Source organism: Pseudomonas bubulae, assembly GCF_900618535.1.
Taxonomy (GTDB): domain Bacteria; phylum Pseudomonadota; class Gammaproteobacteria; order Pseudomonadales; family Pseudomonadaceae; genus Aquipseudomonas; species Aquipseudomonas bubulae.
In genome coordinates, this window is record NZ_UYJA01000001.1 from 1,470,825 (window position 1) to 1,489,380 (window position 18,556).

General features: G+C 59.6%; 15 protein-coding genes. 8 read left to right on the plus strand and 7 right to left on the minus strand.

Features of this window, described 5'->3' with window-relative positions; genetic code table 11:
• The first annotated feature begins 71 nt into the window (after nt 1-71).
• Both PPTH39_RS06480 and PPTH39_RS06485 read left to right on the plus strand, forming a co-directional pair.
• Nucleotides 72-656 carry a PilZ domain-containing protein gene (locus PPTH39_RS06480; RefSeq protein WP_095026089.1) on the plus strand — a complete coding sequence of 195 codons (585 nt, stop codon included), beginning with the start codon at nt 72-74 and terminating at the stop codon, nt 654-656.
• Between the two features lie 36 nt (nt 657-692).
• Nucleotides 693-1,415 (plus strand): glycerophosphodiester phosphodiesterase, encoded by a 723-nt coding sequence (locus PPTH39_RS06485; RefSeq protein WP_095026088.1) that lies wholly within the window; start codon nt 693-695, stop codon nt 1,413-1,415.
• A gap of 42 nt (nt 1,416-1,457) precedes the next feature.
• Here PPTH39_RS06485 and sthA read toward each other — a convergent pair whose 3' ends face one another.
• Nucleotides 1,458-2,852, minus strand: coding sequence for a Si-specific NAD(P)(+) transhydrogenase (gene sthA, locus PPTH39_RS06490; protein WP_095002200.1), 1,395 nt, complete (start codon nt 2,850-2,852; stop codon nt 1,458-1,460).
• A 258-nt stretch (nt 2,853-3,110) separates the two neighbouring features.
• On the opposite strand from sthA, the gene PPTH39_RS06495 reads away from it, so the two are divergent.
• Together PPTH39_RS06495 and tcuC are read left to right on the plus strand one after the other, a co-directional pair.
• Complete coding sequence (locus PPTH39_RS06495) at nt 3,111-3,674, plus strand: chalcone isomerase family protein (protein ID WP_130871781.1); 564 nt, start codon at nt 3,111-3,113, stop codon at nt 3,672-3,674.
• Nucleotides 3,675-3,829: 155 nt separating this feature from the next.
• Nucleotides 3,830-5,128, plus strand: a complete 1,299-nt coding sequence (gene tcuC, locus PPTH39_RS06500) for an MFS transporter (protein WP_095002202.1) — start codon at nt 3,830-3,832, stop codon at nt 5,126-5,128.
• A gap of 152 nt (nt 5,129-5,280) precedes the next feature.
• Here tcuC and PPTH39_RS06505 read toward each other — a convergent pair whose 3' ends face one another.
• The gene (locus tag PPTH39_RS06505) at nt 5,281-6,744 is read right to left on the minus strand and encodes a glyceraldehyde-3-phosphate dehydrogenase (RefSeq protein WP_083369829.1); all 1,464 of its coding nucleotides are present in this window, start codon (nt 6,742-6,744) and stop codon (nt 5,281-5,283) included.
• A gap of 285 nt (nt 6,745-7,029) precedes the next feature.
• On the opposite strand from PPTH39_RS06505, the gene mfd reads away from it, so the two are divergent.
• On the plus strand, nt 7,030-10,479 hold the full coding sequence (gene mfd, locus PPTH39_RS06510; protein ID WP_095019366.1) for a transcription-repair coupling factor: 3,450 nt from the start codon (nt 7,030-7,032) through the stop codon (nt 10,477-10,479).
• An 11-nt stretch (nt 10,480-10,490) separates the two neighbouring features.
• A complete protein-coding gene (locus PPTH39_RS06515) occupies nt 10,491-13,193 on the plus strand; it encodes a DEAD/DEAH box helicase (protein WP_130871782.1) in 2,703 nt (900 codons plus the stop codon).
• Between the two features lie 81 nt (nt 13,194-13,274).
• On the opposite strand, the gene PPTH39_RS06520 is transcribed toward PPTH39_RS06515, so the two are convergent.
• From PPTH39_RS06520 to PPTH39_RS06530, 3 genes are all read right to left on the minus strand, one after another.
• Nucleotides 13,275-14,012, minus strand: coding sequence for an S-methyl-5'-thioinosine phosphorylase (locus PPTH39_RS06520; protein WP_095002206.1), 738 nt, complete (start codon nt 14,010-14,012; stop codon nt 13,275-13,277).
• 13 nt (nt 14,013-14,025) lie between these two features.
• Nucleotides 14,026-15,024, minus strand: coding sequence for a beta-N-acetylhexosaminidase (nagZ, locus tag PPTH39_RS06525; RefSeq protein ID WP_169916728.1), 999 nt, complete (start codon nt 15,022-15,024; stop codon nt 14,026-14,028).
• A 183-nt stretch (nt 15,025-15,207) separates the two neighbouring features.
• The gene (locus PPTH39_RS06530; protein WP_095002208.1) at nt 15,208-15,915 is read right to left on the minus strand and encodes a TetR/AcrR family transcriptional regulator; all 708 of its coding nucleotides are present in this window, start codon (nt 15,913-15,915) and stop codon (nt 15,208-15,210) included.
• A gap of 260 nt (nt 15,916-16,175) precedes the next feature.
• Here PPTH39_RS06530 and lexA point away from each other — a divergent pair, with 260 nt between their 5' ends.
• Complete coding sequence (gene lexA / locus PPTH39_RS06540; RefSeq protein ID WP_029611310.1) at nt 16,176-16,784, plus strand: transcriptional repressor LexA; 609 nt, start codon at nt 16,176-16,178, stop codon at nt 16,782-16,784.
• Nucleotides 16,785-16,795: 11 nt separating this feature from the next.
• A complete protein-coding gene (gene sulA / locus PPTH39_RS06545) occupies nt 16,796-17,269 on the plus strand; it encodes an SOS-induced cell division inhibitor SulA (RefSeq protein WP_095002210.1) in 474 nt (157 codons plus the stop codon).
• Nucleotides 17,270-17,338: 69 nt separating this feature from the next.
• On the opposite strand, the gene PPTH39_RS06550 is transcribed toward sulA, so the two are convergent.
• Entirely contained in the window at nt 17,339-17,572 is a 234-nt protein-coding gene (locus PPTH39_RS06550) for a hypothetical protein (RefSeq protein WP_003446620.1), read from the minus strand.
• 118 nt (nt 17,573-17,690) lie between these two features.
• Nucleotides 17,691-18,212 carry a DUF6586 family protein gene (locus PPTH39_RS06555; protein WP_095020292.1) on the minus strand — a complete coding sequence of 174 codons (522 nt, stop codon included), beginning with the start codon at nt 18,210-18,212 and terminating at the stop codon, nt 17,691-17,693.
• Nucleotides 18,213-18,556 lie beyond the last annotated feature (344 nt).

Below are 18,556 nucleotides of genomic sequence, written 5' to 3' on the forward strand. Positions count from 1 at the left end.
GAAGACGTCCTTGTGGCGGGGCCTGATAAGCAGCTTTACACTCAGACCACAGCCGCCATCATGGGTTCGCCATGTCGACATTAGATGAAGCAGATCGCCGCGAATACTACCGTATCGAGGATATGATCGCACTGGAAATAACCCCGCTGTCGGCCCTCGAAGCCGCGAGCAGTGAAGTGTTGCAGGATGAGTCACCGCTGTTCAATTTGCTCAGCGAATTGCACCTGAGCGAATTCGAGTCCCAGCACTTGCTGCGCCAGATCAGCGAACGCGACCGCACCCTTTCCAGCTACCTTAAAACCCTGAACAAACGTGTCGAACTGCTGAGCCAGATCGTTGCGCAAACGGTGCTGGGTCAGATCGGTGAGTTACAGCCGGTGCAGCTGTCCGAGGGCGGTATCGAATTTCAGCACCCGCACCCCTGCCTGCCTGACAGCCATCTTGCAATCAAGCTGGTATTGATGCCCCAGGCGCTGGGCTTGTTGTTACGCGCCCGCGTCATCGATTGCCAGGCACAGAATGCCGGTTACCGCGTCAACACCGAATTTGAATCCCTGACCGATACACAGCGCCAGTTGCTGGCGCGCTACATTTTGCAAAAACAGGCACAGGCGCGCCGCCTGGCCCGCGAACAACAAACATCCGCGCCCGAGTAAGCACCGGGCCGTGATCACTCTGTACAAGGAGCAAATGTGACCCTGATTTATGGCCATCGCGGCGCCAAAGGCGAAGCACCGGAAAACACCCTTGCCAGCTTTGAGCAATGCCTCAAGCATGGCGTACGGCGCTGTGAGCTCGACCTGCACCTGTCGAAGGACGGTGAGCTGATGGTCATCCACGACCCGACCCTCAAGCGCACCACGGACCGGCGCGGCAAGGTTATCGAGCACACGGCTGCCGACCTGGTGACCTATGACGCGCGCAAGGGTGGCCCGGGCTGGATGCAGCCGTGCCCGATCCCGCGCCTTGAGGAGCTGTTTGAAAAGTGCAACTTCGAGCACTGGCAGCTGGAGGTCAAGAGCGCCTCGCGCACCCGCGCAGCAACCACCGTGCTGGCAATCCGCGAAATGGCGGTACGTCACGGGCTGATGGACAAGGTCACGGTCACGTCAAGCTCGCGTGAGGTGCTCAAGGCTGCGCTGGAGTTGACGCCAGACCTGTCCCGCGGCCTGGTGGCCGAATACGCCTGGCTCGACCCGATCAAGGTCGCCCAGAGTTATGGCTGCGAGATGCTGGCATTGAACTGGACACTGTGCACGCCTGAACGCCTGGAGAAGGCCCAGCGTCAGGGTTTGCATGTGTCGGTATGGACAGTCAACGAACCTGCGCTGATGCGCAGGCTCGCCGACTTCGGCGTAGATAGCCTGATTACAGACTTTCCCGGTTTGGCCACTGCCACCCTCGGGAATAGCTGAAATCGGTCTCCCCGGCCGGCTCAGGCCACCGGCCGGAGCCGCTCAAAAAAGCCGGTTGAGGCCATCGTAGGCCGCTACCCGATAGGCTTCGGCCATGGTCGGGTAGTTGAACGTGGTGTTGACGAAGTACTTCAGGGTATTGAGCTCGCCCGGCTGGTTCATGATCGCCTGGCCGATGTGCACGATCTCTGATGCCTGATAACCGAAGCAGTGAACGCCCAGCACTTCAAGGGTTTCACGGTGGAACAGGATTTTCAGCATGCCCTGGGGCTCGCCGGCAATCTGTGCACGCGCCATGCTCTTGAAAAACGCCTTGCCCACTTCGTACGGCACCTTGGCCTGGGTCAACTCCTGCTCGTTCTTGCCGATCGAGCTGATCTCCGGAATGGTGTAGATGCCGGTCGGCACGTCATTGACGAAGCGCCAGCTGCCGTTATCAACGATGCTGCCCGCTGCCGAACGCCCCTGGTCGTGGGCGGCACTGGCCAGGCTTGGCCAGCCGATTACATCACCTGCGGCAAAAATGTTCGGCACGGTGGTGCGGTAGTTTTCATCAACCGTGATCTGGCCACGGCCATTGGCCTTGATGCCGATGTTTTCCAGACCCAGCAGATCGGTGTTGCCGGTACGGCCATTGCACCAGAGCAAGGCGTCGGCCTTGATCTTCTTGCCGGACTTGAGATGCAGGATCACGCCGTTTTCGACGCCTTCTACCCGCTCGTACTCTTCGTTGTGGCGTACGGTGATGTTGTTGTTGCTGAAGTGGTAGCTCAGCGCTTGCGAGATCTCGGAATCGAGGAAGCTCAACAGTTGCTCGCGGTTATCCACCAGCTCAATCAACACCCCCAGACCACTGAAGATCGACGCGTATTCGCAGCCGATCACGCCTGCCCCGTAAACAATCAGCTTACGCGGGGTGTGGCCCAGACTGAGGATGGTGTCGCTATCGTAGATACGCGAGTGAGTGAAATCGATATCAGCCGGGCGATACGGGCGCGAGCCGGTGGCGATAATGATTTGCTTGGCCATCAGGGTTTCGACAACGCCGTTGGTGCACACCACTTCGATGGTTTGCTCGTCGGTGAAGCTGCCGGTGCCGAAGAACAGGTCGACGCGATTACGTGCGTAGTAACCGGTGCGCGAAGCCACTTGCTTGGAAATAACCTTCTCGGCACTTTTCAGTACGTCCGGGAACGAGAACCAGCGCGGCTCACCAATGGCCCGAAACATCGGATTGGTGTTGAACTGCATGATCTGGCGAACCGAGTGACGCAAGGCTTTGGACGGGATCGTGCCCAAGTGCGTGCAGTTGCCGCCAACCTGACGCCGGCTATCCACCATTGCCACCTTGCGCCCTGCTTTTGCGGCGTTCATTGCCGCACCTTCTCCTGCCGGGCCGGAACCCAGTACCACTACGTCGTAGTTGTAGACAGCCATGCGTACTCCTCAGAACAGGCCGTGGCACCGCTTTGGGCACCTACGGCTAAATCATGTCGCGGCCAGCGCCATGAAGGATCAAAACGTGGGGCACAGTCTATAGAAGCCTGAACGCCGCGAACATTAACCCTTGGTCTGGTCGTTGGCTATTTTTGTGTTCACTACATCTCATCGCGCGCGAGAGCCTGCGTAGCAGCTGCCGCACACTTAGCAAAACTGACATAACCTCTAACAACCCATCGATCAGAGCCATCCACCATGCGCCAGTTGTTGATCGTATTGTTGCTGCTTTACTGCACCACCAGCCTGGCCGATGAGTCCGCTCGGCTAAAAGAAGCCAACTTTCCCGCCCAATGGCGCGATGGCACGCAACTCATGGAACGCAAAGGCCAGATCGTGCTGACCTACCTCTGGGCCGATATCTATGCCGCAGCCCTTTTCACCCAGCCAGGCATCCAACCGCAACAGGCCTTTGACGAACAGCGCGAGCTGCGCCTTGAGCTGTTCTATCTGCGCGATCTGGAGCACAGCGATATCACCCGGGCCTCGGCCACCATCCTCAAGCGCCAGCAACCGGCAGCCACCCTGGCTCGCCTCGACGCCCCGCTAAAACAACTTCAGACCAGTTTTGGCGATATCAAACGCGGCGATCGCTACGCCCTGGACTACAACCCGCAACGCGGGCTGAAGCTGGAGCGCAATGGTCAGGTCATTTTCACCAGCCAGAATCATCAACTGGCCAAAATCTACCTGGGCATCTGGCTCGCACCCGAAGGTCTGCCCGACCCACTGCGCCTGAGCCTGCTTGCGCAAAGGCCCTAGCCCGGCCGTGTAGCGCCAACAAATGTTGCCTACACACTTTGTTACACATATGGTTACAAAACTGTTTTGCGCAATGGCGCAGGTCATTGCCTGGCAGTGTGGACGAGTAAAAACACGGATAACGCATAAAAACAGATAAGAGCGGGTGATTTCTGATGGCCTCCAGTACGGGCAAAGGCAAGGCGATTTTTCGCGTTGTCAGCGGTAACTTCCTAGAGATGTTCGACTTTATGGTCTTTGGCTTTTACGCCACGGCCATTGCCAAAACCTTCTTCCCAACCGATAGCGCTTTTGCCTCACTGATGCTCGCCCTGGCCACCTTCGGTGCCGGTTTTCTCGCGCGCCCGCTGGGTGCGATTTTTCTCGGTGCCTATATTGACCGCCACGGCCGTCGCAAGGGCCTGATCATTACCCTGGCCCTGATGGCCATGGGTACCGTACTCATCGCCTGCGTGCCGGGCTACGCCACCCTGGGTGTTGCCGCACCCCTGCTGGTGTTGCTCGGGCGCTTGCTGCAAGGTTTTTCGGCAGGCGTGGAACTGGGCGGGGTTTCGGTGTACCTGGCAGAAATCGCCACACCGGGGCGCAAGGGTTTCTTCGTCAGCTGGCAGTCGGCTAGCCAGCAGGCTGCCGTGGTGTTCGCAGGCTTGCTGGGGGTTGGTCTCAACCATTGGCTAAGCCCTGAAGAAATGGGTGAATGGGGCTGGCGGATTCCGTTTCTGCTGGGTTGCATGATTGTGCCGGTGATCTTTGTGATCCGCCGCTCGATGGAAGAAACTCCTGAGTTCGAAGCCCGCAAACATCACCCTACCCTGCGTGAAATCCTTCGCTCAGTCGGTCAGAACTTTGGCTTGGTGCTGGGTGGCATGGCCCTGGTGGTGATGACTACCGTGTCGTTCTATCTGATCACTGCCTATACCCCGACCTTCGGCAAGGCCGAGCTGCATCTGTCGGACTTCGATGCCTTGCTGGTCACAGTGTGCATTGGCCTGTCGAACTTTTTCTGGCTGCCGGTCATGGGCTCGCTGTCGGACAAGATCGGGCGTAAACCGCTGCTGCTGGGTGCGACCATCCTGGCGATCCTGACCGCCTACCCGGCGTTGTCCTGGCTGGTGGCCAACCCGAGCTTCAGTCATCTGCTGATTGTCGAACTGTGGCTGTCGTTCCTGTATGGCTCGTACAACGGCGCGATGGTGGTTGCCCTGACCGAAATCATGCCAGTTGAAGTGCGCACCACCGGTTTCTCCCTGGCCTACAGCCTGGCGACCGCCACTTTCGGTGGCTTTACTCCGGCGGCTTGCACTTACCTGATTCATGCCCTGGACAACAAGGCCGCCCCCGGTCTGTGGCTGACCGGGGCGGCGATACTGGGCCTGATTGCGACCGTGGTGTTGTTCCGTGGCAATCAGCATCAGTTGCGTACGGCGCAATCGGCGGTGGCGGGTAACGCCTGACCCCTGTGGGAGCGGGCTTGCCCGCGATGCCAGCAACGCGGTCTGACTGAACAACCGCGCCGATCCCATCGCGAGCAAGCCCGCTCCCACAGGTTTCCTGCACAAACAAAAACGCCCCGACAAGTCGGGGCGTTTTCAGTTGCGGCGGTTGCTTAGCGCGGGAACGCTGGCGGGTTGACCCCGGCCATGTCTTCCATCACGCGTACTACCTGGCAGCTGTAACCGAATTCGTTGTCGTACCACACGTACAGCACAACGCGGTTGTCATTGCAGATCGTCGCTTCAGCATCCACCACACCGGCGTGACGCGAACCCACGAAGTCAGTGGACACCACTTCCTGGGAGCTGACGAAGTCGATTTGCTTGTGCAGATCGGAGTGCAGCGCCATGTGACGCAGGTACTCGTTCATTTCTTCACGGGTAGCCGGCTTCTCAAGGTTCAGGTTGAGGATGGCCATCGACACGTTCGGCGTCGGCACACGGATCGCGTTACCGGTCAGCTTGCCGGCCAGCTCAGGCAATGCCTTGGCAGCAGCGGTAGCAGCACCGGTCTCGGTGATAACCATGTTCAGCGCGGCGCTACGACCACGGCGGTCGCCCTTGTGGAAGTTGTCGATCAGGTTCTGGTCGTTGGTGTACGAGTGAACCGTTTCAACGTGACCATTGACGATGCCGAACTTGTCGTTGACAGCCTTGAGCACCGGCACGATGGCGTTGGTGGTGCAGGATGCCGCCGAAACGATCTTGTCGTCTGCGGTGATTTCGCCGTGGTTGATGCCGTGAACAATGTTCTTCAGCTTGCCCTTGCCCGGAGCGGTCAGGACCACGCGATCGATACCAGGGCACTGCAAGTGCTGACCCAGGCCATCGGCATCACGCCATACACCGGTGTTGTCCACCAGCAGGGCGTTCTGGATACCGTACTGGGTGTAGTCCACTTCGGTAGGGTTTTTCGCGTAGATAACCTGAATCAGGTTGCCGTTGGCGGTGATGGTGTTGTTGGCTTCATCGACCACGATGGTGCCATCGAACGGGCCATGCACCGAGTCACGACGCAGCAGGCTGGCACGCTTGACCAGATCGTTGTCGGCGCCTTTGCGCACAACGATGGCACGCAGACGCAGACCGTCGCCACCACCGGTTTTTTCAATCAGGATGCGCGCCAGCAGACGGCCGATACGACCGAAGCCGTACAGCACAACGTCAGTACCTTTACGTGCAGAAGCGTTTTGCTGACCCACAACATCGGCCAGTTCTTCGCGCACAAACTGCTCAGCCGTGCGGCCATTGCCTTCGGCCTTGAACTTCACGGCCAGCTTGCCCAGGTCTACCGAAGCAGCGCCGAGCTTGAGCTCGCTCATTGCCTTGAGCAACGGGAAAGTTTCGTGCACGGACAATTCGATATCATCGGACTGACGATGGCGAGCAAAGCGGTGAGCCTTGAGAATCGCAATGACTGAACGGTTGATCAGGCTGCGGCCATAGATCGAGCTAACCACATTGTTATTGCGGTAAAGCTGACCGATAAGCGGAATCATCGCTTCTGCGAGTGCTTCACGGTCGATCCATTCACCAAGACACTGGTCGGGCTTCTGAGTCACGGGAACCTTCCACATGTAGGGGCTGAAAAAAGGGGCTACATTATGCCGCTGCGCCCATGCAGGGGCAATGCACGCCTGTCATACGCCGTTACTGAAACGATTAAGCATCAACAAATATAGGCGAAAAATTTTATAACAACTGCCATTTCATCAGTCTGCTGCCCTTGCACAGCCCCTTTGGCACCCCCATGTCAGTGTTATGCGCTGATTTGCGCCGCTGTTAAAGGCTGCAACTGACAGCCAGCCCCTTGGCCCGTTACAATCGCCAACTTTGTCGCAACGCTTGGAGCTCAACCTTCCGTGCCCGTCCTGCGTCTACCGAAACTCCCTGCCACGGCAGGTAAACAGCACTGGAGCAATCTGCCCGGTGCCGCCCTGAGCCTCGCGATTGCCGAGGCTGCCAGCGCCGCCAGGCGCTTCACCCTGCTCCTGACCGCTGACAGCCAAAGCGCCGAGCGTCTTGAGCAGGAACTGAGATTCTTTGCCCCTGACTTGCCGGTACTGCATTTTCCCGACTGGGAAACCCTGCCTTACGATCTGTTCTCGCCGCACCAGGACATCATCTCCCAGCGTATCGCCAGCCTGTACCGGCTGCCGGAACTGAGTCATGGTGTTTTGGTAGTGCCGGTGACCACCGCCCTACATCGCCTGGCCCCGACCAAGTTCCTGCTCGGCAGCAGCCTGGTGCTGGACATCGGCCAGAAGCTGGATGTGGAGCAAATGCGTACCCGGCTTGAGGCCAGTGGCTATCGCTGCGTCGATACGGTGTATGAGCATGGCGAGTTCGCCGTGCGCGGCGCGTTGATCGACCTGTTCCCGATGGGCAGCAAACTGCCTTACCGGATCGACCTGTTCGACGACGAAATCGAGACCCTGCGCACCTTCGACCCCGAGACCCAGCGCTCGATCGACAAGGTTGAATCGGTGCGCCTGCTGCCGGCACGTGAGTTCCCGCTGCAAAAAGACGCGGTGACCCGGTTCAAGGCGCGCTTTCGCGAGCGTTTTGATGTCGACTTCCGTCGCTGCCCGATCTTTCAGGACTTGAGCAGCGGCATCACCCCCGCGGGTATCGAGTACTACCTGCCGCTGTTTTTCGATGAAACCTCGACCCTGTTCGACTATTTGCCGGCTGACACGCAAGTGTTCTCGCTGCCAGGCATCGAGCAGGCCGCCGAGAATTTCTGGTCTGACGTACGCAACCGCTACGAAGAGCGCCGTATCGATCCGTCGCGGCCACTGTTACCGCCTGCCGAGCTGTTCCTGCCGGTTGAAGACTGCTTCGCCCGCCTGAAAAACTGGCCGCGGGTGGTCGCCAGCCAGGATGACATCGACACCGGCAGCAGCCGTGAGCGCTTCCCGGCGCAACCGCTGCCCAACCTGGCCATCGAAGCCAAGGCCAACCAGCCATTGGCGGCTTTGTCCGGTTTCCTTGAGCAGTTTGATGGCCGCGTGCTGTTTACCGCCGAATCGGCCGGGCGCCGCGAAGTGCTGCTCGAACTGCTGGAACGCTTGAAGCTGCGACCCAAAACAGTCGACAGCTGGCCGGACTTCGTCGCCAGCAAGCACCGCCTGGCGATTACTATCGCCCCGCTGGATGAAGGCCTGCTGCTGGAGGATCCGGCGCTGGCGCTGATCGCCGAAAGCCCGTTGTTCGGCCAGCGCGTGATGCAGCGCCGGCGCCGGGAAAAACGCGCCGATGCCAACAACGATGCGGTGATCAAGAACCTCACCGAGTTGCGCGAAGGCGCACCCGTTGTGCATATCGACCACGGCGTAGGTCGCTATCAGGGCCTGGCCACACTTGAAGTCGATAATCAGGTGGCCGAGTTCCTGACCCTGGAATACGCCGAAGGCGCCAAGCTCTATGTGCCGGTGGCCAACCTGCACCTGATCGCCCGCTATACCGGCAGCGATGATGAACTGGCGCCGCTGCACCGCCTGGGCTCGGAAACCTGGCAAAAGGCCAAGCGCAAGGCCGCCGAACAAGTGCGGGACGTGGCCGCCGAACTGCTCGACATCTACGCCCGCCGAGCAGCCCGCGAAGGCTATGCATTTGCCGATCCGAAAGCGGATTACGCAACCTTCAGTGCCGGCTTCCCGTTTGAAGAAACCCCGGACCAGCAAACCACCATCGAAGCCGTACGCGCCGACATGCTGTCGCCCAAGCCCATGGATCGTCTGGTGTGTGGCGACGTGGGCTTCGGCAAGACCGAAGTGGCCATGCGCGCGGCCTTTATTGCTGTGCATGGCGGCCGTCAGGTGGCCATTTTGGTACCCACCACCCTGCTCGCCCAGCAGCACTACAACAGCTTCCGCGACCGTTTTGCCGACTGGCCGGTAACGGTCGAGGTGATGAGCCGCTTCAAGTCGGCCAAAGAGATCAACCAGGCAGTCGCCGACCTGGCCGAAGGCAAGATCGATATCGTCATCGGCACCCACAAGCTGCTGCAGGACGATGTCAAAATCAAAAACCTGGGCCTGGTGATCATCGACGAAGAACACCGCTTCGGCGTGCGCCAGAAAGAACAGCTCAAGGCCTTGCGCAGTGAAGTCGACATCCTGACCCTCACCGCCACGCCGATCCCGCGTACGCTGAACATGGCCGTGTCAGGCATGCGCGACCTGTCGATCATCGCCACGCCGCCGGCGCGCCGGCTGTCGGTGCGCACCTTCGTCATGGAACAGAACAAAAGCACCGTCAAAGAGGCGTTGCTGCGTGAGTTGCTGCGCGGCGGGCAGGTCTACTACCTGCACAACGACGTTAAAACCATCGAGAAATGTGCGGCAGAACTGGCCGAGCTGGTGCCTGAAGCACGGATCGGCATCGGCCACGGGCAAATGCGCGAACGCGAACTCGAACAGGTGATGAGTGACTTCTATCACAAGCGCTTCAACGTGCTGATCGCCTCGACCATCATCGAGACCGGGATCGACGTGCCGAGCGCCAACACCATCATCATCGAGCGCGCCGACAAGTTCGGCCTGGCACAGTTGCACCAGTTGCGCGGCCGCGTCGGACGCAGTCACCACCAGGCCTATGCCTACCTGCTGACGCCACCGCGCCAGCAGATTACCGGCGACGCGCAAAAACGCCTGGAAGCCATCGCCAACACCCAGGACCTGGGTGCCGGCTTTGTCCTGGCCACCAACGACCTTGAAATCCGTGGCGCGGGCGAGTTACTGGGGGATGGTCAAAGCGGCCAGATTCAGGCGGTCGGCTTTACCCTGTACATGGAAATGCTCGAACGCGCGGTCAAGTCGATCCGCAAGGGCGAGCAACCCAACCTCGACCAGCCGCTGGGTGGCGGCCCGGAAATCAACCTGCGGGTACCTGCGCTGATTCCCGAGTCGTATCTGCCGGATGTGCATGCGCGACTGATCCTCTACAAGCGTATTGCCTCGGCAACCGATGAAGAGGGCCTCAAGGACTTGCAGGTCGAGATGATCGACCGCTTCGGCCTGCTCCCCGAGCCGACCAAGAACCTGGTACGCATCACCCTGCTCAAATTGCAGGCCGAGCAACTAGGCATCAAAAAAGTCGACGCCGGCCCGCAGGGCGGACGCATCGAGTTTGCCGCCGACACCCCGGTTGACCCGATGGTGCTGATCAAATTGATCCAGGGCCAACCCAACCGCTACAAATTCGAAGGCGCGACCCTGTTCAAATTCATGGTACCCATGGAGCGCCCGGAAGAACGCTTCAATACCATTGAAGCGCTGTTCGAGCGCCTGACGCCGAAGTCTTCCTGAATGAAAAACCCATGCCCCTGAACCCCACCGACCGACTGACCCAGCCGTTGGCACCAAGCTGGGTCAGTCGCTTCAAGGAACAAAGCCTTGAGCGTGGCCGCCGCTACGCCAAGGAAAATCGGGTCAGGATCGCCCAGATCGGCGACAAGCTGATCACTGCCAGCTGTCAGGGCTCTGGCGAAAACATCTACCGACAGACCATTCAGTTGCGTGAGTCGGCCAAAAGCACCTTGCTGCTGGTCAGCGCCCACTGTACCTGCCCGGTGCGGGTTAATTGCAAGCACACCGCAGCCGTCTTACTGAAGATTGAAGAAACCTTGAACTACCCCGCCGCTGCTCAGGATGCCGAGCTTCTGGAAAAACTCCAGGCCGTACTCGACTCACGTCGCCCCAACAATCTGCCAGAACAGCTGGTCGAGGACGTCCAGCCAGTACCGCGACTGTGGCTGGCCAGTGCCGAATTCAGCGCTTTCGAGCCGCGCAACGGCAAAATGCAGCGCTATATCCAGCACCGCGCCGCCCTGTCGTTCAACTACCTGGACCAGTACGTGAGCGGGCAAAAAAACGCTGACATCCTGCTGCGCCAGGAACAGCAAACCCTGCGCATCAAGCGCAAGCCCGAGGTCGAACACCTTTACCGCGAGCAACTGCGCAGCCTGGGCTTTAAAATTGCCACGCGCCAGAGCAAGGCACTACCGGAAAGCGCCGGCGAGCTGTTTGAGCTGGTCAATGACAGTGCCTGGCTGAATTTCACCCTCAACCAGTTGCAAGGCCTGGCCGAAAAGGGCTGGGAGTTGCAGATCGATGAAGGTTTCGGCTTTGACCTGACCCCGGTAGAAGACTGGTATGCCACTGTCGACGAAGCCCCGGAGCGCGACTGGTTTGACCTGGAGCTGGGGATTATCGTCAACGGCCAGCACCTGAGCCTGCTGCCGATACTGCTCAACCTGATGCGCTCCCACAGCGACATCCTCAACCCGGAAAAACTCGCCCGGCGCAGGGACGACGAACTGATCCTGGTGAATATTCCGGCCAACCCTGCCAGCGGCCATGGTCCGCTGCAGGTTGCGCTGCCGTACGGACGGCTGAAACCGGTACTGGCCACTCTGGACGAGTTTTATCTGGGCGAGCCGGACGCCACTTCTCTGCGGATCAAAAGTGCTGACGCGCCGCGGCTCAACGCCCTGGATGCACTCCCTCTGCGCTGGGAAGGTGGCGAGCAGATTCGCGGCTTCGCCCAGCGCCTGCGAGATATCAAGAATTTCAGCGTCGAAGCCCCCGAAGGGCTCAATGCCAACCTGCGCCCCTATCAGCTCGAAGGCCTGAGCTGGATGCAGTCATTGCGTCAGCTGGAAGTGGGCGGCGTGCTGGCCGATGACATGGGCCTGGGCAAAACCCTGCAGACCCTGGCGCATATCTTGTGCGAAAAAAATGCCGGCCGCCTTGATCGCCCGGCCATGATTGTGATGCCCACCAGCCTGATCCCCAACTGGCTCGACGAAGCGGCGCACTTTACGCCGCAGCTCAAGGTACTGGCGCTGTATGGTGCCACGCGCAAAAAATATTTCGCGCACCTCAACGACTACGACGTGATCCTGACCACCTACGCCTTGCTGCCCAAGGACATCGAGCATCTGGCAAAACTGCCGCTGCACCTGCTGGTGCTGGACGAAGCACAGTACATCAAGAACCCCGGCAGCAAGGCCACCCAGGCCGCCTGCGAGCTGGTTGCCCGCCAGCGCCTGTGCCTGAGTGGTACCCCGCTGGAGAACCACCTGGGTGAGCTGTGGTCACTGTTCCACTTCCTGCTGCCCGGCTGGCTGGGCGACGTCAAGACTTTCAATCGCGACTACCGGGTGCCCATTGAACGCCAGGGCAGCAACGAGCGCCTGCAGCATCTCAATGCGCGAATCAAACCGTTTCTGCTGCGCCGCACCAAGGAGCAGGTCGCTACCGAACTGCCGCCCAAGACCGAAATCATCCACTGGGTGGACCTCAACGAAGCCCAGCGCGACGTGTACGAAACCATGCGCCTGGCGATGGACAAAAAAGTCCGCGACGAAATCACCCGTAAGGGCGTGGGACGCAGCCAGATAATTATCCTCGAAGCGCTGCTCAAACTGCGCCAGGTATGTTGCGACCTGCGCTTGGTCAGCGACACCCCGCCGAAAAAAGGCAGCACCTCGGGCAAGCTCGACAGCCTGATGCTGATGCTCGAAGAGCTGTTTGCCGAAGGCCGACGCATCCTGCTGTTTTCGCAGTTCACTTCGATGCTGGGGCTGATCGAGGCCGAGCTGAAAAAACGCAAGGTGCCCTACGCCATCCTCACCGGGCAAACCCGGGACCGACGTACACCGGTCAAGGACTTCCAGAGCGGCAAGCTGCAGATTTTTCTGATTAGCCTCAAGGCTGGTGGCGTAGGCCTGAACCTTACCGAGGCCGACACGGTGATTCACTACGATCCTTGGTGGAACCCGGCGGCAGAAAACCAGGCCACTGACCGCGCCTATCGTATAGGCCAGGAAAAACCGGTGTTTGTGTACAAAATGATTGCCCGCGGCACTGTGGAAGAAAAAATCCAGCATTTGCAGCAGGAAAAGTCAGATTTGGCGGCAGGCGTACTGGACGGACGCGTCGCAGGGGACTGGAAACTGCAGGATGACGACATCGACGCATTGTTTGCGCCGTTGCCGCCTAAAACTGAAAAGCGCTGAAAATTGACGCAACTTGCGGCTTGATTCTGTAGCAGCTGCCGAGCTCCGCGAGGCTGCGTTCGGCGGCTGCTACGGACTTGATTAGCCCGCCAGCACCCGCGCCAACGTCGCTTTTACCTTGCCCATACCCTCATGCAGCGCCTGCTCGATTTCGGCCATGGTGATAATCGCTGTCGACTTGCCCGCTGCCGGGTTGACCACCAGCGCCAGGCACGCGTAATCCAGTTCCAGCTCGCGGGCCAGTGCCGCTTCCGGCATGCCGGTCATGCCCACGATGTCGCAACCGTCACGTTCAAGACGGGCGATTTCTGCCACTGTCTCAAGACGCGGGCCCTGAGTAGCGGCATAAACACCATGACTGCTGTAGGAGCAGCCCTCGGCCGCCAATGCGCCAATCAATTGCTCGCGCAACGATTCGGTGTAGGGATAGCTGAAGTCGATATGGGTCACCTGCTCCAGATCACCGGCAAAAAAAGTATGCTCGCGGCCACTGGTGTAGTCGATCAACTGATGAGGCACACAAAAATGCCCGGTGCCCATCGCCATATGAATCCCGCCCACGGCATTTACCGCGAGAATCGCTTCGGCCCCGGCCTGCTTCAGCGCCCACAGGTTGGCGCGGTAGTTGACCTGATGCGGAGGCACCCGGTGCGGATGGCCGTGACGGGCCAGGAACAACACTTCGCGGCCGCCAAACTCACCGATCTGGATATCTGCCGAGGTCGGCCCGTAGGGCGTGTCCAGCGCCAGCGCGCGGCTGATGGTCAGCCCTTCCAGCTGGGTAAGGCCCGTACCGCCGATAATTGCGTAAACCGTCATTGAGGCAGATCCCTTAATCAATTAATTGAGCATCTTTGAGTGCGCCCATCGCCACCAGCCAGCGCGGGCTCTGGCGATAATCGGTACTGGCCCAGGCCTGGCCACGCATGCGCGCAATCCGTGGCGATGGCGTAACTTTCAAGCGCTGCGCAGCACTGAGTGCCAGCTCTGCCGCGGCGCGGTCGTTGCATACCAGGCCCATGTCGCAACCGGCCGACAAGGCGGCCTCGATACGACTGGCGGCATCACCCACCACATGAGCACCAGCCATCGACAGGTCGTCACTGAAAATAACACCATCAAATTGCAGTTCACCGCGCAGGATGTCCTGCAGCCAGCGCCGGGAAAAACCTGCGGGTTGGCTGTCGACTTGCGGATAGATCACATGGGCCGGCATGACCGCCGCCAGTTGCTTGCTCAAACGGGCAAACGGCACCAGGTCATGGGCACGGATCTGCTCCAGGCTGCGCTCATCCGTAGGGATGGCTACATGAGAGTCAGCTTCAGCCCACCCGTGCCCCGGAAAGTGCTTACCGGTGGCAGCCATGCCCGCGTCGTTCATCCCGCGAATGAATGCCCCGGCCAATACAGCGGCGCGCTCGGGGTCACCCTCGAACGAGCGGCTGCCGACCACAGCACTGCGCTGATAGTCCAGGTCCAGAACCGGGGCAAAGCTCAAGTCCAGCCCCACCGCCAGCACTTCAGTGGCCATGATCCAGCCACATTGCTCGGCCAGGTACTCGGCATTGGGGTTGTCGGCAATGGCGCGCATGGCAGGCAGGCGCACAAAGCCCTGACGCAGGCGCTGCACGCGGCCGCCTTCCTGATCGACCGCCAGCAGCAGGTCCGGTCGTATGGCCCGAATAGAAGCACTCAACTCACGCACCTGGCGCGGGTGCTCGATATTGCGTGCAAAGATGATCAATCCGCCCACTTCAGGCTGGCGCAGCAATTGCCGGTCTTCAGCCGTCAGCCAGGTACCGGCGACGTCCACCATCAAGGAGCCTTGCAAGGCAGAACTCATGGGAAATCCTTTAGAAAGAGAGAGCGCTTGTTAACCGGTCCGGATACGCAGGCACGGGCCTGCGCACCGCACTCCAGAGAGGCGGCGGCGAATTGGCAGACGGGAACAAGACAGGGCTGGGCATGACAGCTAGCTTAGCGGATCAAAGCTGCCGCGCCCACCCGCAGCGGGTCAAACCTTGACGCTGACCGGTGCAGTTTTACTGCGAGGACGCATCTGCGCACTGGCCATGGCCGGATCGCTGACGCCGCTCTGGGCACGCATGCCGGCGGCGAGAAACGGCACCATCAGGCGCATCACCTGCTCGATCGAGGTGTTAACGCCAAAATCGGTCTCGGCAATGGCACGCAGCGCCTTGATCCCCGACATGCTGAAGGCCGCCGCGCCGAGCATGAAATGCACGCGCCAGAACAGCTCGATGGGCGGGATCTGCGGAGCCGCTTCATTGACCAGCAGCATATAGCGGCGGAACACCTTGCCGTACATGTCTTCAAGATAGCGGCGCAAGTGGCCCTGGCTCTGGCTGAAGGCCAGACCCAGCAAACGCATGAAGATCGACAGGTCGTTGCCACTGCGTGGCTGAATCACCAGCGCCTGCTCGACCAGCATCTCCAGCAACTCCTCAAGAGTCGGGCGATTCTCCGGCTTGCCCTGACGACGCTCCAGCTCACGGTCCAGGTTGGCACAGAAAGGCCCAAGGAAGCGTGAGAACACCGCCTGGATCAGCGCTTTCTTTGAACCAAAATGGTAATTGACCGCCGCCAGATTGACCCCGGCCTTGCTGGTAATCAGCCGCAATGAAGTTTCAGCAAACCCTTTTTCCGCGAACAGCTGCTCGGCAGCATCAAGGATACGTTCAACGGTTTCCGACTGGGCCATGACTACTCCGCCTGACAAACATTTAAACACTTGTTTGAAACATACGTTTCAGCCAGTCAAAAGTCAAGATGACCTATTCGTTTTGCGACCGGTCGGTTTCGCATTTAACCACAGCCTCGGCCAGCCCGGCCCCAACTGATAAGGTACGGGCCACAGCGCTTATCGACGACCGTCCAGCGGACTGCCGGAAATGGATGATTGCCAATACGCCTTCACTGTATATAATCCCAGTCACTGTATAAAAAGACAGAGCGATCATCATGTTAAAACTGACGCCACGCCAAGCTGAGATCCTGGCTTTCATCAAGCGATGCCTGGATGACAACGGATACCCGCCCACCCGTGCCGAGATCGCACAGGAACTGGGCTTCAAGTCACCCAACGCTGCCGAAGAGCACCTCAAGGCCCTGGCCCGCAAGGGTGCCATCGAGATGACCCCTGGGGCTTCACGAGGCATTCGCATTCCCGGCTTCGAAGCCAAGGCTGACGAATCCACCCTGCCCATCATCGGCCGGGTTGCTGCCGGTGCGCCGATCCTGGCGCAGGAACACGTTGAAGAGTCCTGCAACATCAACCCGACCTTCTTCCATCCGCGAGCTGATTACTTGCTGCGCGTACAGGGCATGAGCATGAAGGACGTCGGCATCTTCGATGGCGACCTGCTGGCTGTGCATACCTGCCGCGAAGCGCGCAACGGCCAGATCGTGGTAGCCCGCATCGACGACGAAGTGACCGTAAAACGCTTCAAGCGTGAAGGCAGCAAAGTCTGGCTTATCGCTGAAAATCCGGATTTTGCCCCTATTGAAGTCAATCTCAAGGAGCAGGAACTGGTTATTGAAGGCCTGAGCGTCGGCGTTATTCGCCGCTAATAGGAGGCGTCATGCAGTTCCCCCACACACCGCTGCCCGCACAACTGACCCTGTTCGAGGCGTTCATGGCACAGCCCATGGCCCCTGCGATCAAGGACGTGCTCGAATCACCCTGGAGCGCCGAACCTGAAGTCTTCAGTGAGCTGTCGCTACGCGGTGCTGCCGGAAACTGCCTGAACCTGCTTGCCCCCATGCTGCGCGAACTGAGCGAGCAGCAAAACGCCCGCTGGTTGACCCTTATCGCACCACCGGCCAGCCTGACCCAAAGCTGGCTGCGCGATGCAGGGCTGAACCGCGAGCGAATTTTGCTGCTGCAGCCCAATGGCAATAAAAGCGCGTTGCAGCTCACCTGCGAAGCGCTACGCCTGGGCCGCAGCCACACCGTTGTCAGCTGGATCAACCCGCTGAACAGCGCTGCACGCCAACAGTTGATCAGCGCAGCCCGCACCGGTCACGGGCAAAGCCTGAATATTCGCCTGGGCTAAACAAGCAACGCTGCCACAGGGCCAGTGCAGAATGCACTTGCCTGGCTGCGGCACAGGGTTGCGGGGCGATTAATGAAGAATGCGCGGCCCGTCGTCTTTTTCCAGCTCGCCTTCTGCCAGCCGACCCGCCATTTGCACGCCGACGCTGAGCATGGCCTTGGCCACCTCTACGTGCTGACCCTGAAGAAAAGCCTTGGCATCTTCAGAAAAATTCAGCGTGACCAAAGACCCTTCGTCCTCAGCACGGCGCAACTCGATGCGGCCGTCTGGCAACTCGACAATTTCTAGAAAGGACGTTGGCATATAAATTTGTTCTCCACGAAAGCGTGGGAGTATATCAGCCATCCTATGGGAAATTCCCAGGATCTGTGCGCTTTGTACTACAGACTGATGAATGACTGTACCGTTTCGCTTATGACCCTCAGCACTCATTGAGTCCGTCACGGAACCGAATGGCCAGCGCCTTGAGATTCTGGCGCCACTCTTCCATGGTTTCGCGGCTTAGCTCATGTGGCGCCTCATCTTCCAGGCTGACCGTATCGATCAAAGGCTGGAATACATCTGCCTTGACCTTTTTCGGCGCCTGCAGCGGCTGATACAGCGCTGCATGGGTGGCCACCAGCTGCGCCAGCCAGGTTTGCGGCGCGCAAGCCAGCTCGACCAGCTCTGCCAGTTCAGGGATGGCTTTCTCGTCCAGCACCTGCCGGGTGAGCAACAACTCAACCCGTGGTGCGCTGGCTTGTGACAGGCGATAAAAGCCTGCAATTTCATGACACAGGCCTAGCAAGGCACCATATAAATGGAATACCGCCGCCTCGCGCTCGGCCTGAACCAGCGCCTGGGCATTCATGGCCCGACCTTCGCTCGCCTTGTTCATGGCCTCCAGGGCCAGACCGGCGAAATAGATCTTCTGATTGGTGCGGGTATAGAGTTCGTGAGCCATGCGGGCGCTCCACAGCGGATGGGTAAAGGCAGGTCGTGCAGTCTCAGGGATCAGGGCGTGCTGGCGCAAGGCCCACGCTCCCTAACGTCACGTGTGGGAGCGGGCTTGCTCGCGATGCAGGCGCTGAGGTGTTCCAGTCATACCGTGTCGATGCCATCGCGAGCAAGCCCGCTCCCACAAAAAGTGCTCCAGCGGCGACAACCACGCCCGGAACCGGCAAAAAAATCTATGGTCACCCCCCATTTTGCAATACTGATTAACGGGTGATGTGGTTGGCTTGCTTAAATCTATCCGGCGTCTGTTTGGGGCACGCCCCAGCGCCACGATGAGAGTCGCGCCTGGCG